The 12,590-nt window shown below is 28.6% G+C and carries 11 protein-coding genes and 5 tRNA genes; 13 read left to right on the top strand and 3 right to left on the bottom strand.

Going from position 1 to position 12,590, the window contains the following annotated elements:
* The 10 genes from JNUCC81_RS00120 (at position 1) to JNUCC81_RS00165 (ending at position 6,541) form a co-directional block, all read left to right on the top strand.
* On the top strand, positions 1 to 1,995 hold the full coding sequence (locus tag JNUCC81_RS00120; protein ID WP_454094806.1) for a DHH family phosphoesterase: 1,995 nt from the start codon (positions 1 to 3) through the stop codon (positions 1,993 to 1,995).
* Complete coding sequence (gene rplI, locus JNUCC81_RS00125; RefSeq protein ID WP_454094807.1) at positions 1,996 to 2,445, top strand: 50S ribosomal protein L9; 450 nt, start codon at positions 1,996 to 1,998, stop codon at positions 2,443 to 2,445.
* Between the two features lie 24 nt (positions 2,446 to 2,469).
* Positions 2,470 to 3,798 (top strand): replicative DNA helicase, encoded by a 1,329-nt coding sequence (gene dnaB, locus JNUCC81_RS00130; RefSeq protein WP_454094808.1) that lies wholly within the window; start codon positions 2,470 to 2,472, stop codon positions 3,796 to 3,798.
* A 216-nt stretch (positions 3,799 to 4,014) separates the two neighbouring features.
* Positions 4,015 to 4,323 (top strand): hypothetical protein, encoded by a 309-nt coding sequence (locus tag JNUCC81_RS00135; RefSeq protein ID WP_454094809.1) that lies wholly within the window; start codon positions 4,015 to 4,017, stop codon positions 4,321 to 4,323.
* Positions 4,324 to 4,401: 78 nt separating this feature from the next.
* Positions 4,402 to 5,691, top strand: coding sequence for an adenylosuccinate synthase (locus tag JNUCC81_RS00140; protein WP_208333150.1), 1,290 nt, complete (start codon positions 4,402 to 4,404; stop codon positions 5,689 to 5,691).
* A 435-nt stretch (positions 5,692 to 6,126) separates the two neighbouring features.
* Positions 6,127 to 6,202, top strand: a tRNA-Lys gene (locus tag JNUCC81_RS00145).
* Positions 6,203 to 6,207: 5 nt separating this feature from the next.
* Positions 6,208 to 6,282 (top strand) — tRNA-Glu (locus JNUCC81_RS00150).
* Between the two features lie 7 nt (positions 6,283 to 6,289).
* Positions 6,290 to 6,365, top strand: a tRNA-Val gene (locus tag JNUCC81_RS00155).
* A gap of 12 nt (positions 6,366 to 6,377) precedes the next feature.
* Positions 6,378 to 6,454 (top strand) — tRNA-Asp (locus JNUCC81_RS00160).
* Positions 6,455 to 6,466: 12 nt separating this feature from the next.
* Positions 6,467 to 6,541: transfer RNA gene (locus JNUCC81_RS00165), tRNA-Thr, on the top strand.
* A 99-nt stretch (positions 6,542 to 6,640) separates the two neighbouring features.
* Here JNUCC81_RS00165 and JNUCC81_RS00170 read toward each other — a convergent pair.
* The 3 genes from JNUCC81_RS00170 to JNUCC81_RS00180 all read right to left on the bottom strand — a co-directional run bounded on the left by JNUCC81_RS00170 (position 6,641) and on the right by JNUCC81_RS00180 (position 9,383).
* Entirely contained in the window at positions 6,641 to 7,150 is a 510-nt protein-coding gene (locus JNUCC81_RS00170) for a ferritin-like domain-containing protein (RefSeq protein ID WP_454094810.1), read from the bottom strand.
* Between the two features lie 167 nt (positions 7,151 to 7,317).
* Complete coding sequence (locus JNUCC81_RS00175) at positions 7,318 to 8,307, bottom strand: ATP-binding protein (protein ID WP_454094811.1); 990 nt, start codon at positions 8,305 to 8,307, stop codon at positions 7,318 to 7,320.
* Positions 8,308 to 8,315: 8 nt separating this feature from the next.
* Positions 8,316 to 9,383 carry a DnaD domain protein gene (locus tag JNUCC81_RS00180; protein ID WP_454094812.1) on the bottom strand — a complete coding sequence of 356 codons (1,068 nt, stop codon included), beginning with the start codon at positions 9,381 to 9,383 and terminating at the stop codon, positions 8,316 to 8,318.
* Between the two features lie 145 nt (positions 9,384 to 9,528).
* On the opposite strand from JNUCC81_RS00180, the gene JNUCC81_RS00185 reads away from it, so the two are divergent.
* The 3 genes from JNUCC81_RS00185 to rlmH all read left to right on the top strand — a co-directional run bounded on the left by JNUCC81_RS00185 (position 9,529) and on the right by rlmH (position 12,407).
* Complete coding sequence (locus JNUCC81_RS00185; RefSeq protein ID WP_454094813.1) at positions 9,529 to 11,007, top strand: M1 family metallopeptidase; 1,479 nt, start codon at positions 9,529 to 9,531, stop codon at positions 11,005 to 11,007.
* Between the two features lie 87 nt (positions 11,008 to 11,094).
* Positions 11,095 to 11,889 (top strand): MBL fold metallo-hydrolase, encoded by a 795-nt coding sequence (locus JNUCC81_RS00190; RefSeq protein ID WP_454094814.1) that lies wholly within the window; start codon positions 11,095 to 11,097, stop codon positions 11,887 to 11,889.
* Positions 11,890 to 11,927: 38 nt separating this feature from the next.
* Positions 11,928 to 12,407: a 23S rRNA (pseudouridine(1915)-N(3))-methyltransferase RlmH gene (gene rlmH / locus JNUCC81_RS00195; RefSeq protein WP_454094815.1), complete on the top strand. Its 480-nt coding sequence runs from the start codon at positions 11,928 to 11,930 to the stop codon at positions 12,405 to 12,407.
* Positions 12,408 to 12,590 lie beyond the last annotated feature (183 nt).

Raw genomic sequence — 12,590 nt, forward strand, 5'->3', positions numbered from 1 at the left:
ATGAGGAATAAACTAACCTTTAAAATGAATATGCCAGAAATAAATTTATATATAGTTATTATAGGTATAGCAAGTACTATACTACTTTTTTATAACGTATATATAGGCTGTTTATTTTTCTTCGGTTTTGTATATATAGTTGCTCACAATTGGAGAATAACTAATATCAGGCGAAAAGAATGGACTAATTATATTCAGAATTTATCATTAGATATAGATGAAACTACTAAGAAAGCTATATTAAACTTGCCTATACCTTTATGTATACTTGAGTTTGATGGAAGTATATCTTGGTATAATAGTAAGTTTAATGATATGGTAGAATCACCAGAGTTATTAGGTGTAAATATTGACAATATAGTCAAAAATCTAAATCTGAGGAAAGTCCTTAATGAAAATAAGGAGATGTATACTGATATAAAATATAAGGATAGAGAGTATACAATTGTTTATAATGTAATAAAGAATGAAAAAGAAAAAAATGCAAAATATTTAATGATGCTGTATTGGTTAGATAAAACAGATCACTTAAATCTTCAAAAACAATATGAAGATGAGAAAAATTCAATGATGTTAATCCAAATTGATGGATATGAAGAAGTATTAAAAAGTACAGAAGAAGACAAAAGACCATTAATAAACGTTGAAATAGAAAAAATGTTAACGTCTTTAGAAACAGAGACAAAAGGTGGACTAAAAAGAACTTCAAAAGACAAGTTTGTTCTTGTTATGAATAAAAAAGAACTAAAGAAATTAGAATGTGATAAGTTTTCTATATTAGATAAGATAAGAAAAATTGACTATGGAAACAATCTCCCAGTAACGATAAGTATGGGAATTGGAATAGATGGCGATACAGTAAATGAAAATCTAAAGCTTGCATCTGGAGCTCTTGACCTAGCACTAGGTAGAGGTGGAGATCAAGCCGTTATAAAAACTAAAGATAAATCAGTATTCTATGGAGGAAAATCAAAAGCCATAGAAAAAACAACAAAAGTAAAATCAAGACTTATAGGTCATGCATTAAGAGAGGTAATTTTGGAAAGCGAAAATATATATATAATGGGACATAAGTACCCTGATATGGATGCCATGGGATCTGCTGTTGGTATTTATGATATATGTAAATCGTGTAATAAATTTGCCAATATAGTGTTAGAAGAAAGTAATGAATCTATTGAAGAATTTACTAAAAGGTTAAACTCAATGGATTATTATAAAAACATGTTTATAGATCAAGATACTGCTATAAAAAATTGTACAAAGAATACTTTAGTTATAGTAGTCGATACTCATAGACCTAACCACACAGAATGTGAAGAGTTATTAAATATATCAGATAAAGTTGTTGTTATTGACCACCATAGAAGAGGTGTAGAATTTATAAATGACACTGTGTTATTATTCCATGAGATATATGTATCATCTACTTGTGAGATGGTTACAGAATTAGTTCAATATATGGAAGACAATGTTAAAATAAATAAATTAACAGCAGAAGGATTGCTTGCAGGTATAAGTCTAGATACAAAGAATTTTGCATTTAAAACTGGTGTTAGAACTTTTGAAGCAGCTTCGTACCTTAAAAAGGTTGGAGCAGATACTGTAGAAGTTAAAAAGTTATTTAACTCAGATATAAAAGACTTTATAACAAAGGCGGATATAATACAAAGTAGTAAAATAATTGATAATAATATATGTTTAGCATACTCTAATGCAGAAATAGATAATATAAACATAGTTATAGCACAGGCTGCAGATGAATTACTAAATATAAGGGATGTAGAAGCATCTTTTGTTTTAGGTAAAAAAGGCAACAAGATATTTATAAGTGCAAGGTCATTAGGTAAAATAAATGTACATGTCCTTATGGAAAAGCTAGGCGGAGGAGGTCATATAGATATGGCTGGCGCCCAAGTAAAGGATGTTTCACTTCAAACCGCATATAAAATGGTGCAGGATATAATAGAAGAAAACCTAAAGGAGGATAAATAGATGAAAGTTATATTATTAAAAGATGTAAAAGGAACTGGAAAAAAAGGAGAAATGAAAGAAGTAAGTGATGGATACGCAAGAAACTTTTTATTCCCTAAAAAATTAGCAGTGGTAGCTGATAATACATCAGTTAAAGAATTAAAAGAAAAAAATAAATCTCAAGAAATAAAGGCTCAAAAAGAATATGAGGCAGCAGTAGAACAAGGAAAGAAAATGGAAGAAATGAACGTAGTTATCTACTCAAAATCAGGAGAAGGCGGAAGACTATTCGGTTCAATAACTTCAAAAGATATAGCAGAACAATTAAAGAAGCAACATGGAGTAGAAGTAGATAAAAGAAAAATATCATTAGATGAGCCAATAAGAGTATTAGGTTCAAGAAAAGTAGATATAAAAATACATCAAAAAGTAACAACTACAGTAAGAGTTGATGTAAAAGAAAAACAATAGTCTAAACACTTGAGGTGATAAAAAATGGAGGATATGACGAGAATTCCTCCACATAGTGTGGAATCAGAACAATCTATATTAGGTTCTATATTACTTGATAAAGATGCTATGATAACAGTCAGCGAGACTATAAGACCAGATGACTTTTATAAAGAAGCACATAAAATTATATATGAATGTATGATAAAGTTAAGTAATAAAGGTGAACCTATAGATTTAATAACATTAACAGAAGAATTAAGAAAACAAGGTCACTTAGATGATGTTGGTGGTATAAGCTATATAACAAGTCTTTCTACAATAGTACCAACAACATCTAATGTTAAATACTATGCTGATATAGTAAAAGAAAAATCAGTGCTTAGAAAACTTATAAAGGCTTCTAGCGATATAATAAATTTAGGATATGATGGATCGACTAAAATAGAAGATGTTTTAGATAAAGCTGAAAAGAAAATATTTGATATATCTCAAGAAAAAGCTAGTGATGATTTTAAATCAATAAATTCAGTATTAATGGATACTTATGATATGATTGAGCATCTATATAGTTCTAAGGCTGAAATGACAGGTATAACAACTGGATTTACAGATTTAAATAAAAAAACAAATGGAATGCAAAGAACAGACCTACTTTTATTAGCAGCACGTCCTGCTATGGGTAAAACTGCATTTTCACTAAATCTTGTTCAAAATGCAGCCTTAAAAGGTGATGCATCAGTAGCAGTATTTAGTCTAGAGATGTCTAAAGAACAGTTAGTACAACGTATGTTATCAGCACAATCAAATGTTGAACTTAGTAAGCTAAAAACAGGAAAGCTTAATGAAAATGATTGGCCAAGAATTATTGATGCAATGGCAGTTTTATCGAATGCTAAAATACATATAGATGATACTCCAGGTATTAAAATTTCAGAGCTAAGATCAAAATGTAGAAAATTAAAAATAGAGCAAGGATTAGATTTAATATTAATAGATTATCTTCAATTGATGGAAGGTGAAGGTAATAATGAAAGTAGACAACAAGAAATATCTAAGATTTCGAGATCTTTGAAAATCATAGCAAAAGAACTGAATTGCCCTGTAGTTGCATTATCTCAGTTATCTCGTGCGCCAGAGCAAAGGGCTGACCATAGACCGATGTTATCGGACTTAAGAGAATCTGGAGCAATAGAACAAGATGCTGATATAGTAATGTTTTTATATCGAGATGAATATTATCATCCAGATTCAGAAAGAAAAAACATTGGTGAAGTTATAATAGCAAAAAACAGACATGGTGAAACTGGCTCGGTGGAACTAGTTTGGCTTGGTGAAGTTCAGAAATTTGCTGATAAATCAAGGGATATGTAGTTTCCAAAATATAAACAAATATCCACAGAACATACTTTTGATAAGCTCGAAATGTGTGGATACATGTCCTAAATTATGTATAAACATTGAAATTTAGGCAAAAAATTATCCACAGTATCCACAGAACACCTGTTGATAAATGTGAATAACGTAAAAAGCAAGCTATATAGCTTGCTTTTATTGTTTATAAATACAAAATTGTATGGGGGAAAAAATGTGTTGAATATAAATGTATTATATATATATCCAAAAATAATAGAAGTAAACAGAGAAATTAATTTATTTAGAATAATTGATAAAAATTTAAAAGAAACAGTAATAGTTTACTGCGAAAAATTAGATAATAAATTTAAAATATATATTACTAATACTATGCATGGTCAGGTTGAAAATATATGTAGTGTTAAAAATCTAGAAGAATTGGACATTTGGATGAATAAATTCAAAGCTTTAGAAAAAGATATTATAAGTATAGATAATTTAGAAAATATAGAAAAATACATATTAAAAATTTACAAAAAGTAAAAAAGTTTGAAAACATATCGAATGTTTGATAAAATGTATTAGTAAAGTGTTCGAATATCTATGATAGAGGTGAATGAAATGAAGACAGTTGCAGTTGTAGGATCTCAATGGGGAGACGAAGGAAAAGGTAAAGTTATAGATTACCTTGCTACTCAAGCAGATGTAGTAATAAGAGGACAAGGCGGAAATAATGCTGGACATACTCTAGTGGTTGGAGGAAAGAAATTTGCTCTACGTTTAATACCATCAGGAGTTTTAAATCCTAATATAGTAAATGTAATAGGAAATGGTATAGTATTTGATCCAAAAGGTTTCTTAGAAGAAATAGAGATGCTTAATAAAGATGATATAGATACAAGAAATATAAAAATAAGTGATAGGGCTCATGTAGTGTTCCCATATCACAAAGAATTAGATGCTTTAGCTGAAGAAGCTAGAGGAGATAACAAAATAGGTACTACTAAAAAAGGTATAGGACCTTGTTATATGGATAAAACTGAGAGATCAGGAATAAGAATATGTGATTTAATGGATAAAGACATATTTGCTCAAAAATTAAAGCCACAGATAGAAGCTAAAAATAAGTTAGCTACAAATATATATGGTAAAGAAGCTATGTTTGACTTTGAAACTATATATAATGAATACTTAGAGTATGCTGATAAAATAAGACATTATGTTGCAGATACTTCTGTAATAGTTTACGATGCAATAAAAGCAGGTAAAAAAGTGTTATTTGAAGGTGCTCAAGGGACATTATTAGACTTAGATTTAGGTACGTATCCGTACGTTACTTCTTCTCATCCAGTATCAGGTGGATTTGCTGTAGGAGCAGGTGTAGGACCTAATATGATAAAGGATGTTGTAGGTATAGTTAAAGCTTATACTACAAGAGTAGGAGAAGGACCATTTGTTACTGAATTAGACAATGAAATTGGTGAACAAATAAGACAACAAGGTCGTGAGTTCGGAACAGTAACAGGTAGAGCAAGAAGATGTGGTTGGTTTGATGCTGTTATAGTTAAATATGCAGCTAGAGTAAACGGATTAACTAGTATATCTTTCATGTTACTAGATGTTTTAACTGGATTTGATAAAATAAACATATGTACAGCTTACAAAATGGGAGACAAAATAATAAATGATTTCCCAGCTTCATTAGAAGATTTAGCTAAGTGTGAGCCTATATATGAAGAATTAGATGGATGGAATGAAGATATAACAGGAGTAGAGAAATTCGAAGATCTTCCTGAAAATGCAAAGAAATATATATCTAGAATAGAAGAATTAGTTGGTGTAAATGTTGATATGGTTTCAGTAGGACCAAACAGAACACAAACTATAATAAGAAAAAATATATTCTGTTAATAAATGAAGCATAGTGAGATATTATCTCGCTATGCTTTTTTACATATAAGGAAATTATATTTTATATTATCTTTGGATAAATGAAATTTTTTGTTTAACATTATTATTTTATTTAACTTAAATTAATAAAAATATATAAAAAAATAATAAAAACTTCCATATATTTTTACTAAATATGGTATAAAATTTTAGTGAAAATACATAAAAATCTATAAAAATGAAACTTTTTATCAAAAAAATGTTTAAAAATTAAAGTGATTAAAATGAGTATATTACTAGATTTGAGGTGTTTTGTAATTATATTTTTAAATGTTATTTGAAAAAAAATAAAAAAAGTTTAAAAAAAGTGTTGACGAAAGTTTAATCAGATAATATAATATTATTTGTGAGCGAGAGAAATCGCGAAACAAGTCGAAAGACAACTAAGTAAAAGATGATCCATTAGCTCAGTCGGTAGAGCACCTGACTTTTAATCAGGGTGTCCCGCGTTCGAGTCGCGGATGGATCACCATTTATGGCCCATTGGTCAAGCGGTCAAGACACCGCCCTTTCACGGCGGTAACAGGGGTTCGATTCCCCTATGGGTCACCAATTTCCCGGGACTATAGCTCAGCTGGGAGAGCACCTGCCTTACAAGCAGGGGGTCACAGGTTCGAGCCCTGTTAGTCCCACCATTACATATATGCGGCCTGGTAGTTCAGTTGGTTAGAATGCCAGCCTGTCACGCTGGAGGTCGAGGGTTCGAGTCCCTTCCAGGTCGCCAATTACACACTTTGCTGGTGTGGCTCAACGGTAGAGCAGCTGACTTGTAATCAGCAGGTTGTAGGTTCGATTCCTATCACCAGCTCCATTTAAAACTCTTAGATTTTATCTAAGAGTTTTTTATATTTAAAATTATCATTTATATCTATAAATTTATTATTTATATTTTAAAAATTCTAGCTAATTATTAACATGAATATTTTTTTATAGCTTCTTTAAAATGTATTATATGAATTTGTTCATCTAATATAATTCTTCTTAATATATTTTTTATATATTTGTCATCTATCATGCGTATATGATTTTCATAATTTGATATAGCTTGGTATTCTGATTCAAGATCTACATTTAATTGATCACATATATTATCTCCATAATAAACGAAGCTACCATTCCAAGGCTGACCAAGAGTGCTAAAAGAACCTCTATACTTAGGTTTTCCTCCTAAAAGGGTTATAACTTGACTTAAAATATCTAAGTGATGCATCTCTATAAAGGATATTTGTAGCCACATATTTGCTAAATCTGTATAACTTTTACCTAGATCTAAAGAGTGATATAAATACTGAGATATAGCACTAAATTCACTAATAATGCCTGAATGATCATCCATTAAAAGCTCTGCATAGTATGGATTTTTACTTTCTACTTTTATTTCAGGGTAAGGTTCGTTAGCATGATATATATAATTATTCATATATAACCTCCTATATAAATTTATCTTTATTAACATTATATAAGCACGTTTTATATAGTGTTAATAAAGTTATTTATAAGGATTTAATAAACTAAATACTATATGGCTTTAATCAAGCGTAGAGTAGCTTTAAATAATAAAAAAAGTAGAGGATAATAGATTATCTCCTACTTTTTTTGTTCCCACCTTAAATCTTTACCTATAAATTTTACCATTCTAAATTTATCAAAAATTCTAGAGAATATTCTTTGGGCATAAGCTTCTCCTAACTGTAAAGGAGTTAAGTTCGTTGAAATTATTGTTTTCTTTCCGTTTAATAATCGAGTATTTAAAATATTAAATAGCTCACTGTTTGTAAATGAGTTTGCTAACTCAGTACCTAAATCATCAATAATTAATAAATCACATTCAAAAAGATTATTATAATTATCTTTACTTATACGTTCATCAGTATTTTTAAATTTATAGTCTTCTATAATTTCAAACATCTTAAATGATGTTTGGTAAATAACTAAATGACCTTTATCTAAAAGAGATTTAGCAATACAGTTACACATAAATGTCTTTCCTAACCCAGTATCTCCATAAAATAATAGATTTTCATCGTTATCTTTATCAAAATCAAGAACAAATGACTCGCATATTGATACTATTTCTAATATATTTTGCTGAGGAGACATGTTTGTCTCTGGTATTATTTCATTAGAAAACATAGATGGATCTATGGTTGAAAAGTTTTGACTATCAAGCATCCTAGATAAATTAGACATTTTATATGCTTCATTTATAATTTGTTGTTTAAAGCAATTACACTTATTACCATTTTTTAAAAATCCTCTATCTTTACATAAATTGCAGTCATATTGAATATCTAAATATTTCTTTGGCACCTTAAATTTATCTAGTAAATAATCTTTCTTTTCTTTAAGTTCATTAATTTTACTTTTAGCATCAGCTACAATAGATTCTTTATCTTTAGGATTTAAAAGAACTAATTTTGCAAGACTCAACCCTAGCTTAGATATTTCTTCATCTATTTCCTTAACTTCAGGGATTTGAGAATATACATCTTTTTTTCTCATTTCTAAATCGGATTCAGCCTTATCTCTTTTTCTCTCATAAGATGTAAGTATATCTCTTATAGTTATTTCATTCATTTAATCACCTACTTAAATTTATCTCTTTGACTTTCCTGTAGAATTTTTTCTAACTCATCAGGGCTATACTTATTAAATGTTTGATTTATATTATGGAATCTAGTTTTGACTGTTGGAACAGAGCCCTTTTTATTGGTATTAGTAGAGCTTGATTTTTTTTCTTCAGCCTTTTTATTATTATACTCTTCTTCATATAATTTTAAATCATCTAGGGTTTTAACATTTTTATCGTTCCATTTTTTAATTACACCATTTATAAAAGTAATTGAAGGATTTGAAACGTTTTTAGCCTTAGAGCAAGCTTGAAGTATTAACTCAATATCCATATTAAATTTATCAATCCATCTATCCATATCTTCTTTTTCAGCTCTAGATGGATTTCTAGAAAATCCTAACTCATTAAATATAGTTCTATATAACATATACCTTTCACTTCTTACAGCAAAAGAATCCTTAACATCTTGAGGTGTGTATAGACTAGAATCGTACCAATTTCTAATTATACCCTCAATATATTTAACAGACTTTGAGGCACCATGCTTATCCTTAACATGTTCGTAAGCGCAGATTATCATATCTGGACTCATATTATATTTATCCATTATTTCCATTATACTCATTTTTTCACCTGGTTCTAGATATCTTCCAACTATTTGATTTATAGAATTAAACATTTTTCTAATACTAGGATCATTAGAAGTTGTAACAATTCTATCTGAGTTAGATTTAATCGAAGGTGTATTAATTAATATATTGTCTGCATATAATTTTTTCAAATCTAAAAATTCTATTGAATAATCAAAATCCTTAAGACCGTCGTTTTTATGCATTTTAACTAATCCTTTAGCTTCCCAAAATTTCCAAGCAGAAATTACATCAGAAAGAGGAATATTTAAGTCTTTAGCAATTGATTCATTATTAAATTTAGGATTAAAATCAGGGTTACACACGTTTCTATACGCTAATAAGTAAACTTGTGTGTATAACCCATTTGCCATAGGCATATATATATCTATAAAGATATTTGCAATAGAAGTTTCACCTAAGTCTACTTCACTAACTTCTTTAAAAAACATTTTATCACCTCAGATTAGATTATATCATAAATGTACAAGACTTTAATTGTAACCTACAATTATAAAACTGAATTACAAAAATCATTGCAAATTTATCTTGCAAGAAAAGCTCATAAATTATTCGCGAAAGATAGGGGGAGATAATTTGGTAATAAACTTTACTAAAAAAGTAAGAAAAATATTATCAGTAGTGCTTACATTAGTGCTATTGATGGGAGGAGGATTCTATCTACATAAGAGCAAAAATGATGTACCAGCTATAAAGGTAAGTAAGGTAAGTAATGAAAAAAGCAGAAATAGATATACAATGGACATTATTTTCAATGATGAAAGTAAAAGGCTAATGTGTAATCAGAATATAGAATATGTGAATAACACAAAAGTTAGTTTAGACAAGCTATACTTCCATATATATCCTAATGCATTTTCTAAAGAAGAATTTGCTCCTTTTGAGAAGGAAGAAATGAAACAAGCATACCCAAATGGATTTAATGAAGGATATATAGATATAAAAAATATTTTAAACAATGGAAAGAAATTAGAACATGAAATTAAAGGGGAAAAAAATGATTTACTAGAAATAAAATTAGGGAAACAAATAAAGCCAGGAGAAAAAATATCAATAGATATGAAATATAATGTAAAACTTCCAAATTCTGAAGGTAGATTTGGATATGGGGACAATACAGTTAATGTTACAAATTGGTTCCCTATAGCATGCGTAAATGATGATAGAGGATGGAATTTAAAAGGGTATGAAACAGTTGGAGATCCTTTTTATAGCGAAACAAGTGATTTTTATGTAAAGATGCTGCTTCCTAGAAAATATAAAATTGGTTGCACAGGAAACATAATAAATGAAAAAGGTGATAATGATAAAACCCTTTATGAAATAGAAGCAAAAAAAGTTAGAGATTTTGCTTTCATATTAAGTGATAAGTTTGATGTAAATAAAGATTCTTATAAAAAAACAATAATAAATACATATAATTTAAATGCAGACCTTTCTAAGGAAGCAACTAAGGTAGCTAAAGATTCTATTAAAATTTTTAGCGAATTATTTGGAGAATATCCATATGATACATATTCAGTAATAGCAAGTGATTTCTTTATAGGGGGAATGGAATACCCTACATTATCTATGATAGATCAAAGTTTATATAATGAAAAAAATAAATTCTTAATGGAATATGTAATAGCTCATGAAACTGCTCATCAATGGTGGTATTCAGTAATAGGAAATGATGAAATAAGTGAACCTTGGTTAGATGAGGCACTTACAGAATATTCTACAGTACTATACTTTGAACAAAAATATGGAAAAGATGTAGGAAATAAGCTTATAAAAACTATGGAAATTCAAACTAAAAATCATTCTAGTGAAAATATATTCAAACCAAGTACTCAATATAGCAATTCGATAGATTATAGTTTAAATGTTTATACTAAAGGGGCATTAGCTTTTAATGAAGTTAGAAAACAAGTAGGAGATAAAGTGTTCTTTGATACATTAAAAGAATATTTTAACAAGTATATGTATGAAAATGTAAATGGAGTAAAATTTGTGGAAATATGGAATAGCAAAGGTGTAGATATAGACAAAATAATAAGAGAATACAAGTAAATTTTAACTTGGGCATTAAATTTTTATTTAATGTCCTATTTTTTTGGTATAATATAATCTATGATTATGAGAAAATGAGGTGACATAATGCTAAAATATTGTTCGATAGGTAGCGGAAGTAGTGGGAATTGTCATTATGTAGGATATAAAGATACAAATATATTAATAGATGCAGGCCTTAGCGGGAAAAGAATAAGTACAGGACTTGATGATATAAATGTAAATGCTGAAAATATAAAGGGGATATTCATAACACATGAACATTCAGACCATATAAAAGGTGCAGGTATAATATCAAGAAAATATGATATACCAATATTTGCAAACATAAAAACATGGTGTGCTATGAAAGATAAACTTGGAGAAATAAAAGATAGTAATATGAAAGTTTTTGAAAATGATAAAAGTTATTCTTTAGGAGATATAATAATAAGACCATTTTCAATACCTCATGATGCATCGGATGCAGTTGGATACAATTTTTATGCAGAAAATGAAAAAATGTCTATAGCAACAGATATAGGATGCATAACAGATAATATAAAGAGACATTTATATAAATCAAAATTAGTAGTATTAGAATCTAACTATGATGAAAGCATGTTAATGATGGGGTCGTACCCATATGCTCTTAAAAGAAGGGTAAAGTCTGATAGTGGACATTTATCAAATGAAGATGCAGCTAGATTTTGTGTAGAGCTTATAAATGAAGGAACACAAAGGATATTATTAGCTCATTTAAGCAAAGAAAATAATTTTCCAGAGCTAGCATATGAGACTTCAAAAGGAATATTAACTCAAAATAACATAATAGTTGGACAAGATATAAAGTTAGATGTATTAGCTAGGGAAGAAATATCTGATATTTATAAAGTAAAATAGTATACAAGCAATATGAACGGGACAAAAGGAGAAATTTTATGAATATAAGTGTGATAAGTGTAGGCAAGTTAAAGGAAAAATACCTTAAGTTAGGAATAGATGAATTTGCTAAAAGATTATCTAAGTATTGTAAATTAGATATGATAGAGTTAGATGATGAAAAGTGTCCGGAAAATTTAAGTGAAAAAGACATGATTATAGTAAAGGATAAAGAAGGTAAGAAGATACTTAATAAAATAAAAAATAATAGCTACGTTATAGCTCTTGCTATAGATGGTAAGAATTTATCTTCTGAGGAATTAGCTGATACTATAAGCAAGTTAGCGGTGAGAGGTAATAGTCATATTACATTTATAATTGGAGGGTCTTTAGGTCTTTCTGGTGAAGTTTTAAATAGAGCTGATTATAAGTTATCTTTTTCGAAGATGACTTTCCCTCATCAGATGATGAGACTTATATTATTAGAGCAAGTTTATAGAGCCTTTAGAATCAATAACAATGAACCGTATCATAAATAAGTGATACGGTTTTTATTGTTTAAAAATATAATAATCTTCTTTATATAAAGAAATGCTAATAAAATGGAAAAAGCATTTAGCGGGAATAGCTTACTATAGTAAATATATAGTAAAGTTTATAAAAATATTAACGATATATTAAAATAAGGAAAAAAATTCTTGAAGAATTGTATTACTTAATAA

The organism is Faecalimicrobium sp. JNUCC 81 (genome assembly GCF_053667625.1).